The sequence below is a fragment of the Fontibacillus phaseoli genome (genome assembly GCF_003337355.1).
GTDB classification, from domain to species: Bacteria; Bacillota; Bacilli; order Paenibacillales; family Paenibacillaceae; genus Fontibacillus; species Fontibacillus phaseoli.
In genome coordinates this window covers 35,811-61,930 of sequence record NZ_QPJW01000002.1, presented here as the reverse complement: position 1 = coordinate 61,930, position 26,120 = coordinate 35,811, and the positions used below count along the sequence as shown (strand labels likewise).

Sequence of the window (26,120 nt, the reverse complement as noted above, 5' to 3'; positions counted from 1 at the left end):
GACATAAGATACTAAAGATAGTCTAAAAATCATCTCTTTCAGAGGAGAAACAGAAGGAAGGAAGCGGTATCCATGGTTCCTAGTTTTCATGCCACTACCATTTGTGCCGTCCGTCATAACGGCAAGGGAGCGATCGCGGGAGATGGACAGGTTACGTTCGGCGAGAGCGTCGTCATGAAGCAGACAGCGAAAAAGGTCCGCAGATTATACAGAGGCCAGGTGTTGGCCGGTTTTGCGGGTTCGGTGGCGGATGCCATCACCTTGTTTGAAAAGTTTGAAGGCAAGCTGGAGGAACATCATGGCAATCTTCAGAGAGCTGCGGTAGAACTCGCTAAAGAATGGCGGTCGGACCGTGTACTCCGCAAACTGGAGGCACTAATGATCGTCATGGATCATTCCGGTATGCTTCTGATATCAGGCGGTGGAGAAATTATTGAGCCGGATGACGACGTACTGGCCATCGGTTCTGGCGGGAATTTCGCGCTGTCTGCCGCCAGAGCCCTCAAACGTCATGCGGTACAACTGGAAGCCAAAGACATTGCACGCGAAGCGCTCCAGGTTGCCTCTGAAATCTGTGTTTATACCAACAGCAACATTATTGTTGAAGAATTGTGATCGGAGGGGACGAAGTCATGTCAAACGGGAATTTAACGCCGAGACAAATTGTAGCCGAGTTGGATAAGTACATCGTAGGCCAGAAGCAGGCAAAGAAATCTGTCGCCGTGGCACTCCGCAACCGCTATCGCCGCAGTTTGCTCAGCGAAGAGGTCCAGGATGAAATCGTACCGAAAAACATTTTGATGATCGGTCCCACAGGTGTAGGCAAAACGGAAATTGCGCGCCGTCTGGCCAAATTGGTAGGCGCTCCTTTTATCAAAGTAGAGGCAACCAAGTTTACGGAAGTTGGCTATGTGGGACGAGACGTGGAGTCGATGGTAAGGGATCTCGTCGAGATCGCCATCCGCACCGTGAAGCTGGAACGTACAGAGAAAGTGAAGGACAAGGCGGAGGAACTGGCGAATGAACGGCTGGTACAAATCCTCGTTCCCTCCGAAAGCAAATCCAAAAGCTCCCGCAATCCGTTCGAAATGCTGTTTGGAAATCAGAATTCAAACGAGAGCAATGCTTCGCAGGAATCTACCGACGAGGATGTCAATTTGATCGAGCGTCGGCGTCAGGTGCGTTTTAAATTGTTGGCGGGACAACTGGAAACCGAGACCGTTGAGGTCGATGTTGAGGATAACTCGCCGACGATGATGGATATGTTTGCCGGGCAAGGCAACGACCAAATGGGCATGAATATGCAGGAAATGTTCGGAAGCCTGCTCCCGCGCCGGACAAAAAGAAGAAAGCTGTCCGTCAAGGAAGCCAGGAAAGTGCTGACCCAAGAGGAAGCTTCCAAGTTGATCGACCAGGACGATCTTACTCAAGAAGCGGTTGAACGTGCCGAACAGACCGGCATTATTTTTATCGATGAAATCGATAAGGTGGCCAGCAAAAGTCAAGGCTCCGGCCCGGATGTTTCCCGCGAGGGCGTTCAACGCGACATTCTGCCGATTGTGGAAGGCTCTACCGTAATGACCAAATACGGGCCTGTCAAAACAGACTATATTCTCTTTATTGCCGCCGGCGCTTTTCATGTCGCCAAGCCTTCGGATCTTATTCCGGAACTTCAGGGCCGATTCCCGATTCGGGTGGAACTGGGCAGTTTGTCATTGGAGGATTTCGTCTCGATTTTGACGGAACCTCAAAACGCGCTAACCAAACAATACACGGAGCTGCTGCGAACTGAAAATATTGAAATCGAATTCTCACCTGAAGCTATTAGGGAAATCGCAGCCATCGCGGCCAGCGTGAATGCCAATACCGAGAATATCGGCGCGAGACGACTTCATACGATTTTGGAGAAGCTATTGGAAGATTTGTCTTTTGAAGCCCCTGAGCTGACTCTTGATAAAATGACGATAACCCCGGAATATGTACGTGAAAAGCTAGGGGATATCGCCAAGGATCGAGACTTAAGCCAGTATATTTTGTAATCGGGACCTGTTCAATCTTTCACTTTATGTATTTTCGAGGCCGTAAGACCCATGGATCGTCGGGTTTTACGGTCTTTTGTCGTTATTCCTACTAATATACCTGAAATTGTAGAAATTAAAATTTTGTCGAGATCACTCGAAAAAATTGAAAAATTTGCAAAAAGTGCAAAAAATATCGCTAATTTCGTCAAAGATAGTGCTTTTTTCTTATTGTAATAAATTGCAATCTCCACGAAACTTAGGATATATGACATTCTATACTTTTATTCTACATTAGGACGTTTGAAAGACATGAAAAACGAGATTTTTGTCGAAAAAAGAGGAATTGTTTCTGAAGTTGTTGAATACGTAGAATTAGAATTTTTATCCGTTTTTTAGGGGGGAAGCGAAATGCAATTATTGAATGGTATCGGATTCCAGCGGCTGGAATCGGCAGTACAGGCAGCCAATCTCAGGCAGGGGTTTCTTGTCAATAATATAGCAAATAATGACACCCCTTATTTCAAACGATCGAGTGTAGCTTTTGAAAGCCTTTTACAAAATGAGATGAACGGTTCCACATTGACTTTAGAAGGACGACGGACAAATGAAAGGCATTTTCACATAGGCCTTACGTCCCAAATCCCAACTCCTTCGGTTCTGACGGACCAATCCACCGTGATAAACAACAACCTGAACAATGTGGATATTGACAGCGAGATGACGCAATTGGCTGAAAACCAGCTTCGCTACAATGCCTACATAGAACAAATCAATTATCAGATTAAAATGAAGCGCACCGCTGTGGAAGGGAGATAAATAATTTTGAAGATCAGTAACAGTTTCAATATCAGTGCTTCCGCATTGACTGCTCAACGTCTCCGGATGGATGTTATCTCTTCGAACATCGCCAATGCAGAAACGACAAGAGCGCAGGTTGTAGATGGAAAAGCGGTCCCTTACCGCCGCAAAATGGTTGTGATGGCACCGATGAAAACCGAATTTGGTCAAGCCCTGAATTCAGCGCTCGACAACAGTTCGGCCAGCCAAGGAGTTAAAGTTACGCAAATTAAGGAAGATACTGCTCCGTTCAAGCCGGTATACAATCCCACTCATCCTGATGCGGATAGCGAAGGATATGTTTATATGCCGAATGTGGACATGTTGAAAGAGATGGTGGATGTCATGTCGGCTTCGCGTTCTTATGAAGCTAACGTAACCGCATTGAATGCCTCAAAGGCTATGATGATGAAGGCGCTGCAAATCGGAAAATAGAATTTCATTAGGAGTTAGGAGTGTTGATCTTTGATTCAGGCAATGAACTTTAACACATTAAAGTCGATAGACTCGGCGGTAACACCCAAAAGCCCGGTTTCTCCCACCCCTGCTGAGTCTATCAAGGAATTCAGTTCCTTTTTAACGGACGCAATAAACGGAGTGGCTGCTCAGGAAAAAAATGTTGGAACGATGAATGAAAAATTTCTGCTTGGTGAAGTAAGCGCGGACCAGGTGATGATCGCCTCGGAGCAAGCCATGTTAAGTTTGCAGTTGACTACGCAAGTAAGAAACAAAGTGATTGAAGCTTACCAAGAGATAATGCGTACGCAAATTTAATAAAATAGCATGCTTCGGATGAGGTGACGTTGTGAATGAGAGAGTTGCCCAGTATCGGGACAAATTGACCGGGTACTGGAACCATTTCAGCAAGAAACAAAAAACATTACTGATTTCTACGATAGCCATCATTTTGGTGGCCGTGATCCTGCTTACGATTCAATTCTCAAAAACCGAATATGAGGTCGCCTTCACGAATCTGGATTCTACGGATGCTGCCGGAATTATCAATCACCTGGAATCGAGCAAAATTCCATACAAGCTTGGCCCGGACGGGACAAGCATTTCCGTCCCTAGCAAAGAGGCATCCCGCGTCAAAGTCGATGTCGGCTCCCAAGGAATCGTTCAAAACGGTTCCATCGGATGGAGTTCATTTAATGAAAGTTCATCTCTGATCGGCATGACCGACAATGAATTTAACGTTAAATACAAAAGCGCCTTAAACGGTGAGATTGAACAGCTCCTGAAGAAAATGCAAGGGGTTAATGATGCGAAGGTGCTAATCAATCTTCCGGCGGAAAATGTATTTGCGAGTCCAGACGAACAGGAGAAAGCTTCCGCTTCCGTCGTGGTGACGTTTAAACCGGGATATCGTCCGAATCAGGAAGCAATTGATGGATATTTCAATCTCGTGAAGACTTCTGTACCGAATTTGCCGGTGGAAAACATCTCGTTGTCTTCCAGCGATGACACTGTGATGCTGCCTACAGGTCAGGGAGGTCAAATCGGATCGCTGACAACTGCAGTACAGGAAAATATGGCTCTTCAGAAAAAATTCGAGAGCGACGTAAAGCAAAGCGTTAGACAGTTCCTGGCGAGATTGATGGGTCAGGACAAAGTTGAAGTACTGGTTACTTCCAAGCTTAATTTTGACCAGATAAGCCAGAAAGAAAACTTGGTAACGCCTGTGGATACCGAAAATATGAAGGGTATCGAAATCAGCGCCCAAAAAATTCAGAAAAGCTATACCGGTGAAGGGACTCCTGACAGCGGCGTAGCGGGTACCGGCGAAACCGACGTATCCAACTATCCGGGAAGTAACACGGGAAGCGGCGGTTCGTCGTCGGAGGAATCGTCATCCACTATCAATTATGATGTCAACCGAATTACCAAGGACATTGTGGCCAGTCCCTATGTCATAAAGGATTTAACCATTAATGTGGCAGTTGAACCACCTGACGGTCAACAAACTTTAGATCAGGCGACTCAGAAGGCGATCGAGAATATCCTGACCAATATTGTCGGATCGTATTTGGCCGATTCAGGTACTACTTATACAGACGCAGATTTAGAGAAAAAAGTTTCTGTCTTCTCTCAAGCTTTTTATAGTACGGAGACAAAATCTTCCGGTTTGAGCCTTTCCAGCCCGTTGGTATGGGGAGTCGGAGCCGTTGCATTGCTGGCTGTTGCAGGCATTATTTTCCTGCTGATTCGCCGCAAAGGCAAGCAAGAAGAGGTGGAAGAAGAAATCCCGATGCCGCTTACGCCGGAGTTTCCTTCTATCAACCTGGAATCTGTCACAAACGAGAACCAAGTGCGCAAACAGCTGGAGACGCTGGCCAAGAAGAAGCCGGACGAATTCGTCAACTTGCTTCGCACCTGGCTGGCTGACGAATAGAGGTGAACGCATTGTCAAAAACAAATTCCCAGGGATTAAGCGGAAGACAAAAGGCGGCAATTTTGTTGATTACGCTGGGGCCGGAAGTTTCCGCCCAAATATTCAAGCATTTGCGTGAAGAGGAAATCGAGCAGCTTACGCTTGAGATCGCCAACGTGCGTAAAGTGGAAAGCGCGGAAAAAGATATGATCATGGCGGAGTTTCACCAGATCTGTCTTGCCCAGGAGTACATCACGCAAGGCGGTATTACCTACGCCAAGGAGATTTTGGAGAAGGCGCTGGGCCAATCCAAAGCGATCGATATTATTAATCGCTTGACAGCGACTTTGCAGGTAAGGCCATTCGATTTTGCCCGCAAAGCGGAACCGAATCAGATTCTAAACTTTATTCAAAACGAGAACGCCCAAACGATCGCGCTCGTTTTGTCCTACCTTCAATTTGAGCAGGCGGCGGTGATTCTTTCATCCCTTCCGCAGGAAAAACAGGCGGAAGTGGCGAGAAGAATCGCTGTAATGGACAGCACGTCGCCTGAAGTCATCTCCCAGGTGGAGCGGGTATTGGAACAAAAGTTGTCCGCTACTGTAACTCAGGATTATACGAGCGCCGGCGGTATCGAGGCGATCGTTCAAATTCTGAACGGCGTCGACCGGGGGACGGAAAGAACCATCCTGGATTCGTTGGAAATTCAGGACCCGGAACTGGCAGAAGAGATCAAGAAACGGATGTTTGTGTTCGAAGATATCGTCAACATCGACAACCGTTCCATACAACGGATCATTCGCGATATCGAAAATGCGGATTTACAGCTTGCCCTCAAAGTGGCAAGCGAAGAAGTCCGCGAAGCGGTCTTCCGCAATATGTCGAAGCGGATGTCCGATACCTTCAAGGAAGAAATGGAATTTATGGGTCCTGTGCGGCTGCGTGACGTGGAAGAAGCTCAGACCCGTATCGTAGCTACCATCCGCAGATTGGAAGATGCCGGAGAGATTATAATCGCCCGCGGCGGAGGAGATGACATTATTGTCTAATTTGATCAAAGTATCCCAGTACGTGCCGGTAGACATTCTAAAACAGCTCAATTTGGCCAAAACGTATGAGACTTATGAGGAACCGCGATCAGATGATGAATTTCCGGAGGAGGTTCGGGATGATTCCCGATCTCTCCAAGACGTAGCTGCCGAAGAAGCCAGGCAACAAATGCTGTATGATGCCAAGGAATTTGCTGAGAGCCAGGTAAGAGCCGCTTCGGAACAGGCCGAACAGCTTCTTGCAGAGGCCAGGGAGCAAATCGAAGCCTGGTGGAATGAACGCAGAGAGCAGGATGAGCATCTCGTGGAAGCCGTCAAATCCGAAGCGTTCAATGAGGGCTATGAGGAAGGAAAGCTACAGGTTGAACAGGCGCTTCAGGCAAAAATAGAGGAAATGATGGCAGAAGCGAGTTCCGTTCTCGAACAAGCTTATCTGGAAAAAGAACGGATTATTCAAGAAGCAGAGCCGTTTCTGGTGGATCTGAGTTGTGCCATAGCTGAGAAAGTGATCGACAAACAGCTGGATCTCGAACCGGATTATACGGTTGAGCTGATCAAGCAGAGCTTGTCTCGGAAGAGAGAGCAGGGGATTTTGGCCCTGTGCGTGGCACCGTCCCAGTTTGCTTTTGTACAAGCGGCGAGGGAAGAACTCAGCCTGGTAATCGACTCTCAGGCCGAACTGCAAATCCTTCCTGATCCGTCGGTACAGGATCGCGGCTGCGTGATCCGTTCTTCCTTCGGAAGCGTGGATGCCAGAATTGATACCCAATTGGCGGAGATCAAAAAGGAACTGCTGCGAATTTCACGGCAGACCGAAGAACGGGGAGTGTCGGATGGCGAGCATTGATTCAAGCCGTTATATCGATCATCTTCAGCATTTGGATCCGGTTCGGATTAATGGCAAGGTGACTCAGGTCATTGGCCTGATGGTGGAGTCCGAAGGACCGGACGCCAGCGTCGGCGATGTCTGCTACATTTATCCGAGCAAATCATCCCAGCCGCTGCTGGCGGAGGTCGTTGGCTTCCGCGATAACAAAGTGCTGTTGATGCCGCTCGGGGAATTGACGTCGATCGGCCCGGGTTGCGACGTCGTAGGGACCGGGAAGCCTTTGACCGTGCAGGTCGGCTCCGAGTTGCTGGGCAAAGTTCTGGACGGTTTGGGCCAGCCGCTGGACGGCTCGGTGCTTCCGTCGCGTATGGGACACTATTCCACGACTAACAAGCCGATGAATCCGTTAAACAGACCTCGCGTGGTCGAGCCGATCAGCATCGGCGTCAGGGCGATCGATGGACTGCTTACGATCGGCAAAGGACAGCGGGTTGGTATTTTTGCCGGTTCCGGGGTCGGGAAGAGTACGCTGATGGGCATGATCGCACGCAATACGGCTGCGGACGTCAACGTAATTGCCCTGGTGGGGGAACGTGGACGCGAGGTGCTTGACTTTATCGAACGCGACCTCGGTCCTGAAGGGTTGGAACGTTCAGTTGTCATTGTGGCGACTTCCGACCAGCCTGCACTGATCCGGATGAAAGGAGCGCTTATCGCTACCACGATCGCGGAGTACTTCCGGGACAGAGGACTTAATGTCATGCTCATGATGGATTCGGTTACCCGGTATGCAATGGCGCTGCGGGAAGTAGGACTCGCGGTCGGTGAGCCTCCCGCAATGCGCGGATATACCCCGTCCGTGTTTGCCGCTCTGCCGAAGCTGATGGAACGGGCAGGAACCGGACCGACCGGTTCGATCACTGCTTTTTACACTGTGCTGGTTGACGGCGACGATATGAATGAACCGATTGCTGACGCAGTCCGGGGGATACTTGACGGACACATTGTGCTGAACCGGAATATCGCGAATAAGGGGCATTTTCCCGCGATCGATATTCTAGCCAGCATCAGCCGCGTAATGAAGGACATCGTCACCGATGAACAGAATGATGCCGCCGAAAATTTAAAGCGTCTGCTCGCGGTTTATAAAGACTCCGAAGATCTCATTAATATCGGTGCTTATCAGCAGGGATCCAATGCCGAAATCGATGAGGCGATGAGTTACATTCAGAGCATTTGGGGTTTTTCCAGACAGAAAGTGAATGAAAAAGTAACGCTGCCCGAAGCACAGGAACAATTAATTTCCGAATTTGCGAGGAGATGACAGGTAAAGGATGAGATTCCGTTACGTCTATCAGAAAGTCGTGGACTTGAAGACCAATGAAAAGACCCAGGCCGAATGGATGCTTTCGGAGGCGGTTGGCATACTCCAGGCAGAGCAGCATTCTCTGGAACAGTTGCTGGAGGAGCGGTCCCGAACATATTTTGCGCTTCAGACCGAGATGGAGAACAAGGCTTCGATGATCAAACTGCAAGAGTTGCAGCGGTATATGGATTATCTCGAGCAAAGCATCGACCGGAAAATGGGAGATGTGCATCGGGCAGAAGTGAATGTTGACAACAAGAAAGTGGCATTGAACGGCAAGATGCTTGACGAAAAGGTATGGCTGAAAGCTAAAGAGAAGGCGATGGAAAAATATCAGCATGTGATGCTTCTTCGGGAACAAAACGAACTGGATGAGATGGCTACAGTCCGGTTCGCCATGAGAGCCCGTTAAAGGAGTCAGGGCGCTAGAATGGGTTTGCGAAGGAGGGATGAAAATGGCACGGACAGAACTGGACGAAGAATTGGAGGAGCCGAGGGGAGGAGGCTTCTCAAGGTTTCTATTCTTTATGACCCCGATTTTGTTTACTGTCGTTTTGCTGGCTGTGCTTCTGACGTTGTTCAGTCCAAGTTTCAAGAACACACTGTTAGATATCGGGAACAAAATCCCGTTTATTGACAAGATTATTCCGGATCCGGAATTGACGGAAGCGCAGAAGAAAAAGACGGAGAACAAAGAGGCAGCGGAGAAAAAACAAGAAGAGAGCACAAAAGCTACCTTGGATCAGTTGAAAGAGCAAGTGGCCAAGCAGGAAGCGGAGTTGCAGCAAGTGAACAATCAGGTTGCAGAGAAAGACGGCAAAGTAAAAGATCTGGAATCCCAACTCGAGGCTGCCCAGCAGAAAGCAACCGATGAAAAAGAGGCTGAGGAACAAGCGGCGTATCAGAAAGAAGTCAAGAAGCTGGCGCAAATTTATTCGGGAATGAGTCCAAGTAAAGCGGCTGCGATCTTTGATAAGCTGACGACCGACGAAACGCTGCAGATGTTTAGCGTGATGAGTAATGAGAGTAAGGTAGCTATTTTGGAGAAAATGGACCCGCAAAAAGCAGCCGATATCTCGATCCTGCTTAAGGACACGAAACCGGCGGAGGATTTGGCGATTGCCGCATTGCAATCCCGGCTCAAGAAAGAAGCCACGGAAGAGAAGCCTGCCCAGGCGTCCGGGACAGCTTTGGACGAAACTCAGCTGGCTCAAACCTTTGGATCAATGTCTGCGGAAGCTGCATCCAAGCTAATCATTCAAACTTACAAGATTAGCCCGGAAAAGGGTTTGAAAATTTTGAAAGCCGTGAATGATACAACCCGCTCCAAAATTTTGGATGCCATGACCAAGGAAGATGAGCAACTATCGGTGAAAATCGTGAATCAGCTTGTAAGCAAATAAGGTAATCTCTAATCCGTTTCCAAAGGATTGAAGAGTAACTTATTGTGAAAGGAGGTGAAAAAGAAAATGAGTCAAACACTTTCCAATGTGTCGACCGGATCTGCTGTAGGCGGATTGTGGTACGGTTCAGGCGGTAAGAACGTATCCGGTGAAGGAAGTGGAGTATCATTCGATCAAACGCTTATATCCATGCTTACCGGGGGCGTTAAGCCACAGGAAGGACAACTTGCCGCGCAAATGGCGCTTTTGGCAGGATTAACGGAAAATGGCGAAGGTGTAAATCCGGAGGGAAATGTCAGCGGTCTCGATGCTATGCTTCAAGGCTTGCTGCAGCAGTTGGACCAACTGGATGAAGCTCTTACCGAAAATCCCGAACTGCTCGCCGTGTTGCAGACTTGGTTGCTAAATGTGCACATGTTCTTGCAGAATAATGCAACAGGACAGTCGATTGACAGTGGTGCAACCGAAAGCTTGCTTCCGGCGCTTGCAGAGCATCCACAGACGGTGCGCTTTGCTGTTCAGGACGCATTACTTCAACTTGCAGCTTCTTCCAAATCCAATGCTTCAGTTGTCTCCGGCACGGAAACTCTTCAAGCGAAAGCATTGATGGGGTCGCTTCAGAGCTTGATGTCTGCAGCTGGCTTGAATGGCGATGCCAAACCGTTAACGGGCAAACAAGTCGGTCAGGCAACGAACTTGCAAGCTAGTAAGCCGAATGATAATCCTTTATCGTTAAACCAAGCCGGACAAGCTGTTGCAGCCAAATCGGAAGAAGGACAGTTCCAAGTTTCGGTGATCGCGAAAACTGACATTTCCGCCGTTAAAGTTTCGCCTGTTACGGTCTCGCCGGTCATTTTGACTGGAGAAGATTCCGGTAATACCGGAAGCGAATCTTCCGATAGTGATCATCCGCTGCAAGCGGGGAATATCGTGACAGCTGGACAACTTGTCCTTCGTGACAGTGCAGCTACGGCATTGAAATCCGCAACACCGCAAGTTCCGGTAGAGGATTTCGGTCAGGAAATGAGCCGCTTTTTGGTTAGCAAATTAGATATCGTGAAAGCCGGTGGCGTGTCCGAAGCGAGAATTTCCCTTTATCCTGAGCATTTGGGTCAAGTTGACGTGAAGATTACGATGCAAAACGGTCACATGGTTGCGCAGTTTATGACCGAGCATACTTTTGCCAAGGAATCGCTTGAAGCCCAGTTGGCGCAGCTTAGATCAGCCTTGCAATCCCAAGGACTTCAGGTTGGCAAACTTGAAGTAACGCAGAATACAGCGCTGTCCTCCCATATGTATCAGGATGGACGTCAGCAAGGGAACGGCACGAATCAGCAGCAAAACGGGAAGCGCCGTGAAGTGGTTCGCGAGGAAGAGCTTCTTGCAATTAATGATTTGAACGACGAATGGAACGAATGGATTTCCGGAGTCAGAGAACGCGAGTCTTCGCTTGGCAGTTCCTTTGTCGCTAGAGCTTAAGAGAAGGGAGGATGAACAGTGGCAGAGATTGTATCAACCGGAGCGACGTGGCCGAACTATTCTGCGGAGAACGTAGCCAAGGCCAGCAAAAAGGACAATAAGCTCGGCAAAGACGATTTTTTGAAGCTGATGATGGCCCAGATGCAATATCAGGATCCGTTGTCTCCCATGGACAATAAAGATATGGTTGCCCAAATGGCACAATTTACTTCTGTCGAACAGTTGGTTAATATATCAGATCAACTTAAAGCTATGAGCCAATCCCTGGGGAACAGCTCGGGGCTGATCGGTAAATTGGTCAGTTGGGTTGCTGAGACGAAGACCGGCAATTACGACATCAAAACTAAAAAGCCTGAAGTAATTAAAACCGTGGAGAGTGGCTTGGTTGATTCCATTATCGTACGCAGCGGTCTTCATTATGTGAAGGTCGGCGATAAAGAGGTCGATATATCCAAGATTGAGCAGGTGGAGAACGCTCCTGAGCCAGAACCGGAACCGGAACAACCAACTGAAGACGACAACTCGTCAGATTCAGGATTGGGAGCTGATGTACAGTGAACGATCCTATCCGTATCGGAAGCTTATACCCCGGACGCATTCAGCCTAACGCTTTATCGCAAAGCAAGAATATAAAAACTGCGGATGCGCAAGGCAATTCATTTAAAGATTTGCTTGAAAACAGACTCTTGCATTTTAGTAATCATGCTGTGAAGCGGCTGGAGCAACGCGGGATTGAACTAAAGGCGGAGCAACTAAACCAGATTGAATCGGCGATTGACAGTGCAGCTGCCAAAGGGGCCAAAGATTCGCTCATCTTGATGAAGGATATGGCTTTGATCGTCAATGTGAACAACCGTACGGTTGTGACGGCAATGGACGGAAGCAGTATGAAAGACAATGTATTCACGCAAATCGATAGCGCTGTAATTATTCCTTAGATGTTAGAAGGCTGGCCCGGATTCGGAAAGCCCTCGAGCGCCGCTGATCGACTGATGCGGCTAAATTGATATTATTCCAGGGAGGAATGCAAAAAATGTTAAGATCCATGTATTCGGGCGTTTCAGGCATGCGCGGGTTTCAAACGAAACTCGATGTCATCGGTAACAATATTGCTAACGTAAACACAGTGGGTTTCAAATCCGGCCGCGTGATGTTCAAGGATATCATGAGCCAGACGGTTTCCGGGGTTACTGCTCCGGTAGAAGACGAAAGCGGAGGGATCAATGCAAGACAGATCGGCCTCGGCGTATCCATCGGCTCAATCGATACCTTGCATACGGGCGGTAGCGCCATGACGACCAACAATCCGCTTGACTTGCGGATTGACGGCGACGGTTTCTTCCTGGTTAAACTGTCGGCCGATCAAGAAGTTGCCTTCCTGACTCGTGCCGGTGACTTCCACTTGGATGCCGCCCGCCAACTCGTTACTTCCGACGGCTTGCTCGTTTGCGACGCCGGCGGGGATCCGCTTGAACCTATTGGGGATGATGTTACAGCATTCTCCATTTCAGCGGACGGAACAATTGTTCAGAAAATGAACACCGGCGACACTGAGCCTGGAGGACAAATTGGCGTAACCAAGGTAACGAACCCGGAAGGTCTGGAGAAAATCGGCGGCAATCTGTACCGGATGACCTTGAATGCAAACGAAGAGGGTGAACTTGTTGCGACGACGGCAAACAATGCCGAAGTCGGAACCGGAGCGATCGTTTCCGGTCAGCTGGAAATGTCCAATGTCGATATGACTGGAGAATTCACCGAGATGATCGTTGCCCAGCGCGGATTTCAGGCAAACTCCCGTATAATTACTACCTCGGATGAAGTGTTGCAGGAAGTTGTTAACCTGAAGCGTTAGGATGAAGGATAGCGGGGGAGGATAACCTTCTTCCCCGTTCTATTTGGGAGGGGAAACATGATTTCAGTAACACGACTGAACGGTACTCAAGTGTGTCTTAATGCATTAATGATTGAAACCGTGGAAGAAACGCCCGATACATACGTAACCTTGATTACCGGAAAGCGTATAATCGTGCTGGAGAAGGCGGCCGAAGTGATCGTGATGATTAAGGATTACTACAGCGAGATCGGTATCCATGCAGCAACTATTAAAGTGCAACAAACGGAGGAATTGTCATGAAAAAGATGGCGCCATGGCTGATTACTATTATGCTTTCCATTACGCTGATCGTATTGGCCGCCTTCCTGCTGATTAACCAAATGTCGGCCCCTTCTGGAGGCGGCGAGGTACAAGCTGCCGATAATAGTGAAGCGGTGCTGAAACATTTGACAGCGGATGAAATAGTTAAAGTTACTTCGACGATTGATGATATCAAGACGAACTTGTCCGACCCGAACTATGTAGTGGTGATGAACTTTGCTTTCCAGCTTGATAAGGAGACTTCGAAGGAAGCTTTTGATAAAATCAAGGACTTCAAAGTGAAGCCGATTATTATCAAGACGCTGGCCGATACGAAGCCGGAAGATTTAACGGGAGCCAAGGGTAAAGATAATTTGAGTTCCAAATTAACCAACCTGATCAACAAGACCCTTCCGGAAGGAAAATTGATTCAAATCGATATCACATACTTTGTTATGACAACTATTTAGAACATATCGATCTAGACTTTCTTTCAAGGGGGTGAATTGTTTGGTAGATGTATTATCGCAAAATGAGATAGACGCCTTGCTGGCCGCACTCTCTTCCGGAGAAATGGATGCCGAGGAACTAAAAAAGGAAGAGACTCAGAAAAAGATCCGTGCTTACGATTTTAAGAGAGCGGTAAGATTTTCAAAAGACCATATCCGTAGTTTGACCCGGATCCATGAAAATTTCGCCCGGTTTCTTACGACTTACTTTTCGGCGCAGCTTCGGACCTTCGTACAAATTAATGTGGTTCAGGTCGAACAGCTTCCTTACGATGAATTCATCCGGTCCATTCCGAAGATGACGATTCTCAACATCTTCGAGGCGGAGCCGCTCGAAGGCAGAATGGTGCTTGAAGTGCATCCCAATGTGGCCTTTGCCATGCTGGACAGGTTGCTTGGAGGAATCGGGACAGCGCCTTCCAAAATCGGTTCTTTGACTGAAATCGAGACGATTATTATGGAACGCATATTCAGTAGAGCCTTCGAAAGCCTTCAGGAAGCTTGGAAAACCATAATCGACATTAATCCGCGGATGGAAGCGTTGGAAACCAATCCCCAATTCATGCAGATCGTTTCGCCAAACGAAACGATTGCGCTCATCTCGTTGAGCACGAAAATCGGGGACACGTCGGGAATGATCAACCTTTGTATCCCGCATGTCGTAATTGAGCCAATCATGCCGAAACTGTCGGTTCATCATTGGTTCGTATCCCAGAAAAAATCCCGCGTACCCGAAGAAGTTGATGCTCTCCGGCACCGCGTGAATAAAGCCAAGCTGCCGATCATTGCCGAACTTGGAGAGTCACAGATAACTGTACAGGAGTTCTTGGAGCTTTCCGCGGGCGATGTAATTTCCCTGAACAAACCGGTACAGGATGGCTTGTCCATCCGGGTTGGCGACCGGTTGAAGTATATCGGAAGTCCAGGTACGCTGAAAGATCGTGTTGCCGTTCAAATTGATGAAATTGTCACCGAAGGAGTTGAGGAACTTGACGAGTAAAGATTATTTGTCCCAGGAAGAAATAGATGCCCTGCTGAAACAAACGAGCACGGACTCGGCTCCCGAACCCACGGTTTCCGATTATTTGTCACCGCTGGAACAGGACGCTCTCGGTGAAATCGGGAACATCACTTTTGGAAGCGCGGCTACAGCATTGTCGACCCTGCTTAGTAAAAAGGTGGATATTACTACACCTAGAGTATCCATTATCACGCGTTCCCAGTTTGAATCCGAATTCCCTAAGCCTCATGTCGCCATTCACGTACAGTATGTCGACGGTTTTGAAGGCGTCAATTCACTTGTAATCAAGACCAGGGATGCTCAGGTCATTGCCGATCTGATGCTGGGCGGCGAAGGAAACCCTGCCGACGAAGAATTAAATGAGATTCATATCAGCGCCGTTCAGGAGGCGATGAATCAAATGATGGGTTCTTCGGCGACGTCGATGTCGACGATCTTTAACCGGTTCGTGAACATTTCCCCGCCGGGTATCGATATTTTGAATATGACGAACGGAAGCGGAGTAACAAGCCTGCCTCCTGACGAAATTTTGATTAAAATTTCGTTCCGGCTGACGATTGGGGATTTGATCGATTCGACGATTATGCAATTGTTGACTGTCAAATTCGCCAAAGAAATGGTCGACAGTCTGATCAACGGTTCGTCTTCCGAGCCGTCGGCCCGGGAAGAAGCGGCGGCCGCAGCAGCTCCGGCAGCATACTATGAGCCTCCTGCACCGGCGTACGAAGCGCCCGCGCCAGCTTATCAGCAGCCTCCAATGGCCGCACATCAAGTCCCGCCGGCCATGCAGCCGCCTATGGGAGCGCCAATGCAACAGCCTCCGGGGTACTATTATCCGCCCCAAGAACGGCCTTACAGCGAGCCGCAGCATTACGGCAGCATGCCTGGTCGGGGGGTAAATGTTCAGCCGGTACAATTCGCGAATTTGGGGAACCCTGCTTTCGGGCAAGCTGACGCAAATAATTTAAACTTATTGATGGACATTCCCCTTAAAGTCACCGTAGAATTAGGAAGGACCCAGAAACAGATTAAGGATATCCTCGAATTGTCACAAGGTTCGATCATCGAGTTGGACAAGCTTGCCGGTGAACCGGTGGATATATTGGTGAACAACAAATTGATCGCAAAAGGCGAAGTCGTTGTCATCGATGAAAACTTTGGTGTTCGCGTCACGGATATTGTTAGCCAGTGGGACCGCATTCAAAAATTACAATAGTAGAAGTTTAGGGAGGATTTTTAATCAATGGCAAACCGAATTCTAATCGTAGACGATGCAGCTTTTATGAGAATGATGATCCGCGATATTTTAACGAAAAATGGGTTCGAGGTTGTCGGTGAAGCGCAAGACGGATCGCAAGCGATCGAGAAATTCAAAGAATTGCATCCGGATCTCATCACTATGGACATCACGATGCCTGAAATGGACGGAATTGCGGCTTTGAAAGAAATCAAGAAGATGGATGCGAACGCCAAAGTCATTATGTGTTCCGCGATGGGACAACAAGCGATGGTTATCGATGCTATTCAAGCCGGCGCGAAGGACTTTATCGTAAAACCGTTCCAGTCCGACCGGGTTATCGAAGCAATCAACAAAACGCTTGGATTGTAGGCCAAACTCATGACTTTATCACTTGAGGACACGCCCGACGAGTTATATAACGGGGATGTCAATCTTTGGGGTAACCTGATTACGGTCATCTTCGTATTGGCTATAATCATTGTTCTGATTATTCTATTAATTCGTTTCTTAGGGAAAAAGAATAGAGTTCTATCCCAAAGCCGCTCGATCCGGACGATGGGAGCAGTCGGTCTCGGGCCGAACAAGTCGCTCCAGGTGATCGAAATTGGTAACAGCATCTACCTTGTCGGAGTGGGTGAAAATATCACCTTGGTCGATAAGATTTCCGATCCGGAAGAAGTGGTTCTTTTGCAGCAAACTTTTGAACAAGAGGGGACGGAGTTTGCCGGGTTTGCTTCGGCACTATCTGGACTCGTCTCCCGTTTTCGCAAAGAAACTCCGGGAGAAGCGGAGGAACTGGAAGGAAAGTCCTTTCACGAGGTATTTCATTCGCAGTTGAACAGAATGCCCAGCCGCAAGCGCCAGATGGAGGAACTGCTTAAGGATCAGGAAGAACAATCTACAGATCGGTTGAGGGATTCATGAAGAAAAAAGTACTGATCATAACATTACTGTTTACTTTATGGAGCGCATTGGCGGTTTCCATGGCTTACGCTGAACCTGTGGATCCGATTCCGAATATCGGGATTCAGATCGGGGGAGATACGGGCACGGGAGGGGGCACAAGCTCGCTTTCCTTAATTCTGCTTATTACGGTATTAAGCATAGCGCCGGCTATTCTCGTGCTCATGACCAGTTTTACCCGTATCGTTATTGTACTCGGTTTCGTTCGCAGCTCACTCGGGACTGCGACGTCGCCCCCCAATCAGGTGCTTATCGGTTTGGCTCTTTTTCTGACGCTGTTTGTCATGAGCCCGACGCTCTCGACAATAAATGAGGTAGCCCTGCAGCCGTATATCAAAGGGGAGATTACCCAAACGGAAGCGTTGAACAAAGCGGCTGTACCGATGAAGAAGTTTATGTATTCGCATACGCGTCCGAAAGATTTGCAATTATTTATGAGCTATACCAAAACGGAAAAACCGAATAGTTATGAAGAGATTCCGATTACGGTGTTGGTTCCGGCGTTTGCTATAAGTGAACTAAAGACGGCGTTTCAAATGGGCTTTATGATTTTTATTCCGTTTTTGATCATCGACATCGTCGTTTCCAGTGTTCTAATGGCCATGGGGATGATGATGCTACCTCCGGTCATGATTTCACTACCGTTTAAGATTCTGCTCTTTGTTCTGGTAGACGGATGGTATTTGATCGTCAAATCGTTGTTGGCCAGCTTTAGTACATGACAAGAGCATCGGAACGGAAGAACTGGAAGTGATACATTCTATTTTGTGTAAAGAGGGGGAAGACGGTTATGAGTTCGGAATTCATCATCGGTTTGGCCGGACAAGCCGTTTATACCGTTTTAAAGGTTAGTGCCCCGATGCTGGTAATTGGTCTGGTTGTAGGTTTGATCGTGAGTATTTTTCAAGCCACTACCCAGATTCAGGAACAGACGCTGGCCTTTGTTCCAAAAATCGTTGCCGTGCTTCTGGCTTTATTGTTGTTCGGGCCGTGGATTTTATCGACTCTAGTTGATTTCACCTACGGTATTTTAAACAATCTATCTAGTTATATCGGTTAGGCCGAAGTAATTATGGAGATCATACTGCACGGAATTTCAGTCTTTCTGTTAATTTTTTGTCGAATGACGGCGTTTTTTGTTGTGGCACCCGTTTTTTCATCTCGCACTGTTCCTACTAGTTTCAAAATCGGGATGTCCGCCATGATCGCGTTATTGATTCTGATGATTCAAGGAACCAACCAGGCATTGCCACAAGATCTCGGCTACGTTTTGCTGATTATACGGGAGGTTTTGATCGGGCTTTTGATGGGCTATGTGGCTTATCTAATCTTTTCCGCCATCTTGACTGCCGGATCTTTCATCGACATTCAAATCGGATTCGGTATGGCAAACGTACTCGACCCGATGACCGGTGCTTCTGCTCCAGTACTCGGTAACTTTAAGTATATTATCGCTACACTGGTCTTTTTAAGCATTAACGGACATCATTATTTGCTGGATGCGGTGATTCGCAGCTACAACTGGATGCCTTTATCGAATGATGTTTTTCAAAGAATTTATCAGGGAAGCGTTTCGGGGTTTCTGGTCAGTACATTCAGCCAGTCATTTACGCTAGCCTTCCAAATGGCCGCACCGCTGGTCGTAGCCTTGTTTTTGACAGACGTTGCGCTTGGCTTTCTGGCCCGAACGGCACCCCAGTTTAATGTTTTCGTCATTGGAATTCCATTGAAGATCATTGTGGGGCTGGTAGTGCTGCTCCTTCTGGTTCCGGGCTTCATCTTTGCGTTCGAACATCTCTTTGAAGTCATGTTTCAAGCGCTGCACAATTTATTCGGTACGCTTGGGAACCGGCCGACGTAGGGAAGGGGTGATCGCTGATGACGTTTCGGTTTGAACTGGATTTACAGCTGTTTTCCGGAGAAAAGACGGAGAAAGCGACGCCCAAGAAACGTCAGGATGCAAGAAAGAAAGGCCAGGTTGCCAAAAGCCAGGACATATCGGGATCGGTCATTTTACTGTCTGCCTTTTTGTGCCTGATTGCCTTCGGCGGCTATATTAAGGAGCGTCTGGTCTCTCTGTTTAGCGACGTTTTTTACCACAGGCTGACGATGAATGTGACTCAAGAAAACGTAATGTTAATGCTAGGGGATTATGCGGTAGAGATTCTACTGCTGCTTGCCCCGATATTTCTGGTCATCGTCGTGATGGCGGTGATTGCCAATTACGCTCAAGTCGGTTTTTTGCTGACCGGCGATCCGCTCAAAATGAAGTTCAGCAAGCTGGATCCGATCAAAGGGTTTAAAAAAATATTCTCGATGCATGCACTCGTCGAGTTTTTAAAATCCCTACTAAAGCTCACCATTATTGGTTATCTCGTTTATACGACCATATGGGATGCAAGAAGCCACATCGCCAAGCTTGGCCAAATCCCGGTGGAAGAGGCGTTCCACTTTACTTCAGAAGTCACGATGAATTTGGGAATAAAGATCGCGGCCGCACTGTTGGTATTAGCGGTTCTTGATTACATCTATCAGAAATACGAGCATGAAAAAAGTCTGAAGATGTCGAAGCAGGATATCAAAGACGAGTACAAAAAAATGGAAGGCGACCCGATCATTAAAGGCAAAATCCGGGAAAGACAGCGGCGTATGGCGTTGCAGCGGATGATGCAGGAGGTGCCGAAGGCGGATGTGATCATCACTAACCCGACGCATTTTGCCGTAGCCCTGAAGTATGACGGATCGCAGATGGATGCTCCTCAGGTCGTGGCCAAAGGCCAGGACTTTCTCGCTCTCCGCATCAAGGAGATCGCTAAGGAGCACGGCGTTGTCACCATCGAAAACAAGCCGCTGGCAAGGGCATTGTTCCAGAGAGCGGAGATCGGGGATATGATCCCCGGTGATCTGTTCCAGGCTGTTGCCGAAGTTTTGGCTTATGTATACAGGTTGCAAGGAAAGGTGAAATAAAGTTCGGGATCGGAGGAAGAACCGGTGAAGAAGTTCAAAGATATATTAGTCCTAGTCGGCGTTATCGGTATTGTTCTATTAATGATTGTCCCGATCCCGACTTTGCTGCTGGATTTTCTTCTTATTATTAATATATCGATAGCGTTAATGATTTTGCTGGTAGCGATGAACACAAGGGAAGCATTGCAATTCAACATCTTTCCAGCCATGCTGCTCATTACAACGTTATTCCGATTGGCGCTAAACGTATCAACTACCAAGCTGATTCTGGGACAGGCCGAAGCCGGCGACGTTGTCGCCACTTTTGGTTCATGGGTATCCCAAGGGGAGCCCGTTGTCGGTTTTGTCGTCTTCCTGATTCTGGTGGTCGTGCAGTTTATCGTTATCACCAAAGGTTCGGAACGCGTAGCTGAAGTGGCAGCCCGTTTTACCCTCGACGCGATGCCGGGGAAACAGATGAGTATTGACGCAGATCTCAACGCAGGTCTGATTAATGAACAACAGGCCCGGGAACGCCGGACCAAAATCGAGAAAGAAGCTGATTTCTACGGGGCAATGGACGGGGCGAGTAAATTCGTTAAAGGCGATGCTATCGCCAGTATTATTCTCCTTCTGATTAACCTGATCGGCGGCTTTATTATCGGGATGTCCATTCACGGAATGCCGTTCGGAGAGGCGCTTTCGACTTACTCGATCCTGACGATCGGGGACGGTCTGGTTAGCCAAATTCCGGCGCTGCTTATTTCAACGGCGTCAGGCCTAATCGTTACCCGGGCATCTTCCGAAGGAAACCTGGCTGACGATATTACGGGACAGCTATTCTCCTACCCTAAATTGATTTATATCGTTGCCGGAACGATCGGCATGCTCGGACTGTTCACTCCAATCGGTCCGTGGACGACCCTTCCTTTTGCCGGGCTGCTCATTTTTGCCGGAAGAAGAATGCAAAAAAATATAAATCTCCGTCAAATCCAGCAGGAGATCCAGGAAGAGGAACAACAGATCGAAGAGGTTCGGAGCCCCGAGAGCGTTATCAATTTGCTGCAAGTCGATCCGATCGAGTTCGAGTTCGGGTATGGGCTTATCCCGCTTGCAGATACGGGACAGGGCGGCGACCTGCTTGACCGGATCATCATGATCCGGCGTCAGTGCGCTTTGGAAATGGGGCTCGTCGTTCCTGTAATCCGGATTCGCGACAATATTCAACTAAAACCGAATGAATATGTCATCAAAATTAAAGGAAATGTCGTAGGTGGTGGTGAATTATTACTTAATCACTATTTGGCGATGAGTCCTGGGATGGATGACGAATCAATTTCAGGTATTGAGACCCAGGAACCGGCTTTCGGACTTCCGGCGCTTTGGATTGATGAATCTACCAAAGATCGGGCGGAGTTGTCCGGTTATACGGTGGTCGACCCGCCGTCCGTCGTTGCTACGCATCTTACGGAATTGATCAAGAAACATGCCCATGAGCTGTTGGGCCGTCAAGAGACGAAGTCGCTGATCGACAATCTCAAAGAGAATTACGCCGTGCTGGTGGACGAGTTGATCCCTTCGCTGCTCTCGGTTGGGGAAGTTCAGAAAGTGTTGGCAAAGCTGCTTCGTGAAAAAATTTCGATCCGCGACATGGTGACGATTTTTGAAACATTGGCGGATTATGCGTCCTACACGAAGGACCCGGATGTTTTGACGGAATATGTCAGACAGTCGCTTTCCCGGCAAATCACGCAGCAATACACTCAGCAAGGTGAAACGATGCGCGTCATTACGGTGGGACCAACACTGGAGAAGAAAATTGCGGAAAGCGTCCAACAGAGTGACCAAGGCAGTTATTTGGCGCTGGATCCGGTGTCTACCCAGAGTCTTTTCCAGAAGCTTTCGGAGCAGATTAACCGTCTTTTACAGTCGGGTCAGCAGCCGATTGTTCTAACTTCGCCGACGATCCGGATGTATTTGCGTCAGGTAATTGAAAGAAGTATGCAGGATATTCCGGTATTGTCTTATAGTGAGCTCGAACCTAATGTGGAAATTCAGAGTGTCGGAGTGGTGAACATATGAGAGTAAAGCGTTATATCGTCGACACGATGCCGGATGCCATGTCCAAAATACGCAGCGAACTCGGAGCGGATGCCGTTATTTTAAGCACCAAGGAGCTGAAGGTTGGCGGATTTATGGGTTTGTTCGGCAAAAAGAAAATCGAAGTTATTGCGGCTTCGGAAAGCAGCGATATTTCTGCTGCCAAGCCGAAGCCTCAACCGGTTCGAACCGCGGCAACACCGATTGCCAGAGCGGCGGTTCCGGATGCTTACCGGAAATCTTCGCAAATGGTAGCCTCCGCCTCCTCATCATCAGGAACTGAGCCCGGCCAAGCAGGCGTACAGCCAGCTGTAACGGCAACTGCTCAAGCGTCTCGCGGTCCATTACAGGAGTCGGCACTACAGGAACACCCGGTTGTGAAGCAAGAGAGGGAGGCTCCGTTGGCGCAGATGCCGAGTCGGGTGCCGACTTCGGAACTTAACTACACCGCTTCTGCAAAAGGACAACCTGATCTAGCTAGAGAAGAGACGGCTGCTAGCAGATGGGACGAAGCGCTGCGCCAGGCTGATTTGAATCAGAAAAGTCCCTCCGTAGCATCAACGGTTCCAAAAGAAGCCGATTATATGAAACTGAAGGAAGAACGGCTTCTGGAGGAACTCCGGGAGATGAAATCCTGGATCGGACAATTGGCAAGACATCAGAATGAAAACCGGGAACTGCCTGACCCACTGCCGGCGATCAAAAGTAGGCTGGAAATCCAGGAGTTATCACCCGACCTGATTGAGCAATGGTTAGACAGCGCATACAGGCACTGGATTGATTCCGGAAAATCGTTGGCGGAGGAAGAACTGGATCTGTTCATCAGATCGGAAGCCACTTCTTTCCTGCAAGAACGCGTCGGTGAAGGAATTCGTGATGACACCAGAATCGTGTACATTGCAGGACCAACGGGAGTGGGCAAAACGACGACCATCGCGAAATTGGCGGCTGACCAAATTTTCCGGGGGCACAAAAAGGTAGGGTTTATAACTGCGGATACGTACCGAATTTCGGCGATCGAACAGCTTCGAACTTACTCTTCGATTTTGAATGTGCCGCTTGAAGTCGTGCAGTCGCCGGGAGATGTCCAAAGAGCGATGCAGCGGCTTTCCCACTGTGATCTGATCTTAATGGATACGGCGGGCCGGAATTATTTGAACGAAATACATGTTGCAGAGTTGCATAGCATGCTAGCTACTTCTGAGCAAAGCGAAACTTATCTGGTGCTCAGTCTCACTTCCAAAAGTCAAGACATGAAGAAGATTACGGAACATTTCAGCAGGTACGGGTTGGACAAAGTGATTTTTACGAAACTGGATGAGACAGAAAGTGTTGGTCCAATGTACAATTTGATTAACGAATATCCATTGAGGGTTTCTTATATTGCCAATGGACAAAACGTACCTGATGATCTGCTTTCGGCAGACCGCGAATTACTGCTCGACTTAATTTTGGGAGCTAAGGGCTCATGAATGACCAGGCACATGCACTTAGACAGCTGGTATCGGCAAGGGATTCCGACGAACAACCATCAGGCAAAAAACGTGCAGCCCGGATTATCACTGTGAGTAGCGGCAAGGGCGGGGTCGGGAAATCTAATTTCACTCTGAATTTCGCTCTTGCATTAAAATCACTCGGCCGAAAAGTACTTATTTTCGACGCGGATATCGGTATGGCCAACATCGACGTTTTGATGGGAGTTCGTCCGAAATACAGCTTGTATCATTTGCTAAAAGGCGAACGCGACATTCTCGAGATTATCGAGCTCGGTACAGGCGGGCTTCCTTTCATAGCAGGGGGCTCGGGCATGGCGGATTTGTTCAGTTTGTCGGAGAGTGATCTGGACTATTTTACTTCTCAAATTGAACGGATTTCGGAAGAGATGGACTTCATCATTTTTGATACCGGGGCGGGCCTCTCGAAAGAAACGCTGAAATTCATTACCGCTGCCGATGAATGTCTGGTCGTTACGACGCCGGAACCGACTTCGATTACGGATGCATATGCGCTGATCAAAGTGGTGCACGGGCTGGAAAGGGACGTATCGTTTCGGCTCGTAATAAACCGGGTTTCCGGCGAAACCGAAGCCAAGCAGGTGGCGGATAAAATCTGCCTGGTCGCGAAACAATTTTTGGATATTAATATTCCTACGCTGGGGCATTTGAGCGATGATGCACATGTCATGCAAGCGGTTAAAAGACAGATACCGTTTTCGGCTGCTTTCCCCGGATGTGCAGCGGCACGGGACGTACAGCGTTTGGCTATGAAGTATATGGATGTTCCACATGTTAGGTCAAATGATACTTTGTCAGGAATCAAAGGATTTATGCATAAATGGCTTAAACGCGCAAAATGATTCTGTATAAAGGAACAGGAGTGGAACGAAATATGCCTTATCGGGTGATGGTGGTTGACGATTCGGCGTTCATGCGGAAAATCGTATCCGATCTTATCGAACAGGATCCGGAATTTCGGGTGAATGGAACGGCAAAGAACGGGCGAGAAGCAATCGAAATGATTGAGTCGTTCGCGCCGGACCTGGTGACGATGGATGTAGAAATGCCGGAAATGAACGGACTTGAGGCATTAAAACACATTATGGAGCGACATCCTTTGCCAGTGATCATGCTTTCCGGCATCAATGAGCAGGGGATGCGCGAAACGATCATGGCGCTCGAACTTGGAGCTTTTGATTTTATCCGCAAGCCTTCGGCATCAACCAGTTCGCATGATATCGAGCAGGTCGGACGGGAACTCCGGGAGCAGATCCGGGTTGCGATGCTGGCTAAAGAGCGAAGGGCAGCAAGGAACGCGGCGCTGCAGTCCAAGGCGCCGGAGCGGCTTCCGCCTGCTCCCCGGAAACCTTCGCCTTTAAGTTCAGGAAATCCAGGTAAGCCGCCGACTGAAGGAAAGTCCCGCAAGATATTGGAATCTTCCTTGGATCGGGGTTCCATGGCTGGTCGTACAAAGCGCAATCCGCTGGACAAGGAGATTCCAGACCAGCGTAAGACTATCGAACTGCCTGCAAAAGGCAAGCCTGCCGTGGCGGAGGCAAAGCCGGAGGAATCGAGGAGGCGCGATAAAGAAGCAGCGGATCGGATTGCGCCTTCAAAGGCGCGCAGCGTGAATGGCGCAACGTCGGTGGCAAGACAGGGTAAGCAGGTGGACGAGCCGCCGGCCCGGCAGACTGCGGAGCTGGAACATGCTGCCCGGGAACGGGAAAGACGTCCTTCAAGGGCGGGCCGGGCGAATTTTACAGATCTGGTCGCCATTGGTACCTCAACCGGTGGTCCCAAAGCGCTAAAGGCCGTCTTGGAGAAACTGCCTGCCGATTTTCCGGCCCCGATCGTTATTGTTCAGCACATGCCGCCGAATTTTACGAAATCGCTTGCCCAACGGTTAAGCAGTTTGAGCGAATTAACCGTAGTGGAGGCCGAGGAAGGCATGAGGCTACAGGCAGGCACGGCTTACGTAGCTCATGGAGGTTACCATTTAAACGTCATTTGTGATCCGGACGGCGGTTTTAAACTGTCATTGTCGGACGGTGAGCCGCGAAATGGACACAGGCCGTCCGTGGATGTTTTGTATGATTCGCTTCTGCCTTTGGTAACGCTGAACAGGCACGTCGTTCTTTTAACCGGTATGGGTAGCGATGGTGCCAAAAGTATGAAACGGTTGTACGAAGCCGGAGTGACGTCGACGATTGCGGAAAGCGAAGAAACCTGCGTGGTATACGGAATGCCCCGGTCAGCGATCGAATTGGGCTGCGTGAGTCAATCATTACCGCTGCACGAAATTGGTTACAGGCTTGCACAAGTTGTGAAATAAACGGAATCTCTTGAAGGAGGT

At 48.6% G+C, this 26,120-nt stretch carries 29 protein-coding genes; all 29 read left to right on the top strand.

All coding sequences use genetic code 11. From position 1 onward, the window contains the following. The first annotated feature begins 72 nt into the window (after window positions 1-72). A complete protein-coding gene (gene hslV, locus DFP94_RS07635; RefSeq protein WP_114495891.1) occupies window positions 73-615 on the top strand; it encodes an ATP-dependent protease subunit HslV in 543 nt (180 codons plus the stop codon). A gap of 17 nt (window positions 616-632) precedes the next feature. Further along, window positions 633-2,039, top strand: coding sequence for an ATP-dependent protease ATPase subunit HslU (gene hslU / locus DFP94_RS07630; protein WP_114495890.1), 1,407 nt, complete (start codon window positions 633-635; stop codon window positions 2,037-2,039). Between the two features lie 390 nt (window positions 2,040-2,429). Continuing rightward, complete coding sequence (gene flgB / locus DFP94_RS07625; RefSeq protein WP_114495889.1) at window positions 2,430-2,837, top strand: flagellar basal body rod protein FlgB; 408 nt, start codon at window positions 2,430-2,432, stop codon at window positions 2,835-2,837. Window positions 2,838-2,843: 6 nt separating this feature from the next. Then, a complete protein-coding gene (gene flgC, locus DFP94_RS07620) occupies window positions 2,844-3,293 on the top strand; it encodes a flagellar basal body rod protein FlgC (RefSeq protein WP_114495888.1) in 450 nt (149 codons plus the stop codon). Window positions 3,294-3,335: 42 nt separating this feature from the next. Continuing rightward, entirely contained in the window at window positions 3,336-3,632 is a 297-nt protein-coding gene (gene fliE, locus DFP94_RS07615) for a flagellar hook-basal body complex protein FliE (protein WP_114496350.1), read from the top strand. Window positions 3,633-3,663: 31 nt separating this feature from the next. Next, window positions 3,664-5,250 carry a flagellar basal-body MS-ring/collar protein FliF gene (fliF, locus tag DFP94_RS07610; RefSeq protein ID WP_114495887.1) on the top strand — a complete coding sequence of 529 codons (1,587 nt, stop codon included), beginning with the start codon at window positions 3,664-3,666 and terminating at the stop codon, window positions 5,248-5,250. Window positions 5,251-5,261: 11 nt separating this feature from the next. Further along, complete coding sequence (gene fliG / locus DFP94_RS07605) at window positions 5,262-6,278, top strand: flagellar motor switch protein FliG (protein WP_114495886.1); 1,017 nt, start codon at window positions 5,262-5,264, stop codon at window positions 6,276-6,278. Next, the gene (locus tag DFP94_RS07600) at window positions 6,271-7,125 is read left to right on the top strand and encodes a FliH/SctL family protein (protein WP_114495885.1); all 855 of its coding nucleotides are present in this window, start codon (window positions 6,271-6,273) and stop codon (window positions 7,123-7,125) included. The genes fliG and DFP94_RS07600 overlap by 8 nt, the downstream gene beginning before the upstream one ends. Continuing rightward, a complete protein-coding gene (gene fliI, locus DFP94_RS07595) occupies window positions 7,112-8,431 on the top strand; it encodes a flagellar protein export ATPase FliI (protein WP_114495884.1) in 1,320 nt (439 codons plus the stop codon). The genes DFP94_RS07600 and fliI overlap by 14 nt, the downstream gene beginning before the upstream one ends. Before the next feature lie 10 nt (window positions 8,432-8,441). Next, entirely contained in the window at window positions 8,442-8,885 is a 444-nt protein-coding gene (gene fliJ / locus DFP94_RS07590; protein WP_114495883.1) for a flagellar export protein FliJ, read from the top strand. A 43-nt stretch (window positions 8,886-8,928) separates the two neighbouring features. Continuing rightward, window positions 8,929-9,876 (top strand): MotE family protein, encoded by a 948-nt coding sequence (locus tag DFP94_RS07585; protein WP_114495882.1) that lies wholly within the window; start codon window positions 8,929-8,931, stop codon window positions 9,874-9,876. A gap of 66 nt (window positions 9,877-9,942) precedes the next feature. Next, window positions 9,943-11,355 (top strand): flagellar hook-length control protein FliK, encoded by a 1,413-nt coding sequence (locus tag DFP94_RS07580; protein WP_114495881.1) that lies wholly within the window; start codon window positions 9,943-9,945, stop codon window positions 11,353-11,355. A gap of 18 nt (window positions 11,356-11,373) precedes the next feature. Further along, window positions 11,374-11,913, top strand: coding sequence for a flagellar hook assembly protein FlgD (locus DFP94_RS07575; RefSeq protein ID WP_114495880.1), 540 nt, complete (start codon window positions 11,374-11,376; stop codon window positions 11,911-11,913). After that, a complete protein-coding gene (locus DFP94_RS07570) occupies window positions 11,910-12,293 on the top strand; it encodes a TIGR02530 family flagellar biosynthesis protein (protein WP_114495879.1) in 384 nt (127 codons plus the stop codon). Before DFP94_RS07575 ends, DFP94_RS07570 begins: the two co-directional genes overlap by 4 nt. Window positions 12,294-12,388: 95 nt before the next feature. Continuing rightward, window positions 12,389-13,210: a flagellar basal body rod protein FlgG gene (gene flgG, locus DFP94_RS07565; RefSeq protein ID WP_114495878.1), complete on the top strand. Its 822-nt coding sequence runs from the start codon at window positions 12,389-12,391 to the stop codon at window positions 13,208-13,210. A gap of 57 nt (window positions 13,211-13,267) precedes the next feature. Then, complete coding sequence (locus DFP94_RS07560) at window positions 13,268-13,492, top strand: flagellar FlbD family protein (protein WP_114495877.1); 225 nt, start codon at window positions 13,268-13,270, stop codon at window positions 13,490-13,492. Then, the gene (locus DFP94_RS07555) at window positions 13,489-13,962 is read left to right on the top strand and encodes a flagellar basal body-associated FliL family protein (RefSeq protein WP_114495876.1); all 474 of its coding nucleotides are present in this window, start codon (window positions 13,489-13,491) and stop codon (window positions 13,960-13,962) included. The genes DFP94_RS07560 and DFP94_RS07555 overlap by 4 nt, the downstream gene beginning before the upstream one ends. A gap of 40 nt (window positions 13,963-14,002) precedes the next feature. Beyond that, the gene (fliM, locus tag DFP94_RS07550) at window positions 14,003-15,001 is read left to right on the top strand and encodes a flagellar motor switch protein FliM (protein WP_114495875.1); all 999 of its coding nucleotides are present in this window, start codon (window positions 14,003-14,005) and stop codon (window positions 14,999-15,001) included. Further along, window positions 14,991-16,238 carry a flagellar motor switch phosphatase FliY gene (fliY, locus tag DFP94_RS07545; protein ID WP_114495874.1) on the top strand — a complete coding sequence of 416 codons (1,248 nt, stop codon included), beginning with the start codon at window positions 14,991-14,993 and terminating at the stop codon, window positions 16,236-16,238. Before fliM ends, fliY begins: the two co-directional genes overlap by 11 nt. A gap of 27 nt (window positions 16,239-16,265) precedes the next feature. After that, on the top strand, window positions 16,266-16,631 hold the full coding sequence (locus DFP94_RS07540; RefSeq protein ID WP_114495873.1) for a response regulator: 366 nt from the start codon (window positions 16,266-16,268) through the stop codon (window positions 16,629-16,631). A 9-nt stretch (window positions 16,632-16,640) separates the two neighbouring features. Beyond that, window positions 16,641-17,186, top strand: coding sequence for a flagellar biosynthetic protein FliO (locus DFP94_RS07535; protein WP_114495872.1), 546 nt, complete (start codon window positions 16,641-16,643; stop codon window positions 17,184-17,186). Beyond that, window positions 17,183-17,947, top strand: a complete 765-nt coding sequence (gene fliP, locus DFP94_RS07530; protein ID WP_114495871.1) for a flagellar type III secretion system pore protein FliP — start codon at window positions 17,183-17,185, stop codon at window positions 17,945-17,947. The genes DFP94_RS07535 and fliP overlap by 4 nt, the downstream gene beginning before the upstream one ends. A 68-nt stretch (window positions 17,948-18,015) precedes the next feature. Continuing rightward, on the top strand, window positions 18,016-18,285 hold the full coding sequence (gene fliQ / locus DFP94_RS07525; RefSeq protein WP_114495870.1) for a flagellar biosynthesis protein FliQ: 270 nt from the start codon (window positions 18,016-18,018) through the stop codon (window positions 18,283-18,285). A gap of 12 nt (window positions 18,286-18,297) precedes the next feature. Then, window positions 18,298-19,086 carry a flagellar biosynthetic protein FliR gene (gene fliR, locus DFP94_RS07520; RefSeq protein ID WP_114495869.1) on the top strand — a complete coding sequence of 263 codons (789 nt, stop codon included), beginning with the start codon at window positions 18,298-18,300 and terminating at the stop codon, window positions 19,084-19,086. Window positions 19,087-19,103: 17 nt separating this feature from the next. Next, on the top strand, window positions 19,104-20,192 hold the full coding sequence (gene flhB, locus DFP94_RS07515; RefSeq protein ID WP_114495868.1) for a flagellar biosynthesis protein FlhB: 1,089 nt from the start codon (window positions 19,104-19,106) through the stop codon (window positions 20,190-20,192). A gap of 24 nt (window positions 20,193-20,216) precedes the next feature. Further along, window positions 20,217-22,253, top strand: coding sequence for a flagellar biosynthesis protein FlhA (gene flhA / locus DFP94_RS07510; protein WP_114495867.1), 2,037 nt, complete (start codon window positions 20,217-20,219; stop codon window positions 22,251-22,253). After that, a complete protein-coding gene (gene flhF, locus DFP94_RS07505) occupies window positions 22,250-23,743 on the top strand; it encodes a flagellar biosynthesis GTPase FlhF (RefSeq protein WP_114495866.1) in 1,494 nt (497 codons plus the stop codon). The genes flhA and flhF overlap by 4 nt, the downstream gene beginning before the upstream one ends. Then, on the top strand, window positions 23,740-24,627 hold the full coding sequence (locus DFP94_RS07500) for a MinD/ParA family protein (RefSeq protein WP_114495865.1): 888 nt from the start codon (window positions 23,740-23,742) through the stop codon (window positions 24,625-24,627). Before flhF ends, DFP94_RS07500 begins: the two co-directional genes overlap by 4 nt. A gap of 32 nt (window positions 24,628-24,659) precedes the next feature. Further along, complete coding sequence (locus DFP94_RS07495) at window positions 24,660-26,099, top strand: protein-glutamate methylesterase/protein-glutamine glutaminase (RefSeq protein WP_114495864.1); 1,440 nt, start codon at window positions 24,660-24,662, stop codon at window positions 26,097-26,099. Window positions 26,100-26,120 lie beyond the last annotated feature (21 nt).

Coding starts and splice junctions, on each gene's coding strand:
- fliR (WP_114495869.1), top strand. CDS start 18,298: ATGGAGATCATACTGCACGGAATTTCAGTCTTTCTGTTAATTTTTTGT.
- flhB (WP_114495868.1), top strand. CDS start 19,104: ATGACGTTTCGGTTTGAACTGGATTTACAGCTGTTTTCCGGAGAAAAG.
- fliP (WP_114495871.1), top strand. CDS start 17,183: ATGAAGAAAAAAGTACTGATCATAACATTACTGTTTACTTTATGGAGC.
- DFP94_RS07495 (WP_114495864.1), top strand. CDS start 24,660: ATGCCTTATCGGGTGATGGTGGTTGACGATTCGGCGTTCATGCGGAAA.
- DFP94_RS07560 (WP_114495877.1), top strand. CDS start 13,268: ATGATTTCAGTAACACGACTGAACGGTACTCAAGTGTGTCTTAATGCA.
- flgB (WP_114495889.1), top strand. CDS start 2,430: ATGCAATTATTGAATGGTATCGGATTCCAGCGGCTGGAATCGGCAGTA.
- fliQ (WP_114495870.1), top strand. CDS start 18,016: ATGAGTTCGGAATTCATCATCGGTTTGGCCGGACAAGCCGTTTATACC.
- flhF (WP_114495866.1), top strand. CDS start 22,250: ATGAGAGTAAAGCGTTATATCGTCGACACGATGCCGGATGCCATGTCC.
- fliJ (WP_114495883.1), top strand. CDS start 8,442: ATGAGATTCCGTTACGTCTATCAGAAAGTCGTGGACTTGAAGACCAAT.
- flgG (WP_114495878.1), top strand. CDS start 12,389: ATGTTAAGATCCATGTATTCGGGCGTTTCAGGCATGCGCGGGTTTCAA.
- hslU (WP_114495890.1), top strand. CDS start 633: ATGTCAAACGGGAATTTAACGCCGAGACAAATTGTAGCCGAGTTGGAT.
- DFP94_RS07535 (WP_114495872.1), top strand. CDS start 16,641: ATGACTTTATCACTTGAGGACACGCCCGACGAGTTATATAACGGGGAT.
- DFP94_RS07585 (WP_114495882.1), top strand. CDS start 8,929: ATGGCACGGACAGAACTGGACGAAGAATTGGAGGAGCCGAGGGGAGGA.
- fliE (WP_114496350.1), top strand. CDS start 3,336: ATGAACTTTAACACATTAAAGTCGATAGACTCGGCGGTAACACCCAAA.
- fliI (WP_114495884.1), top strand. CDS start 7,112: ATGGCGAGCATTGATTCAAGCCGTTATATCGATCATCTTCAGCATTTG.
- DFP94_RS07540 (WP_114495873.1), top strand. CDS start 16,266: ATGGCAAACCGAATTCTAATCGTAGACGATGCAGCTTTTATGAGAATG.
- DFP94_RS07500 (WP_114495865.1), top strand. CDS start 23,740: ATGAATGACCAGGCACATGCACTTAGACAGCTGGTATCGGCAAGGGAT.
- DFP94_RS07555 (WP_114495876.1), top strand. CDS start 13,489: ATGAAAAAGATGGCGCCATGGCTGATTACTATTATGCTTTCCATTACG.
- DFP94_RS07580 (WP_114495881.1), top strand. CDS start 9,943: ATGAGTCAAACACTTTCCAATGTGTCGACCGGATCTGCTGTAGGCGGA.
- hslV (WP_114495891.1), top strand. CDS start 73: ATGGTTCCTAGTTTTCATGCCACTACCATTTGTGCCGTCCGTCATAAC.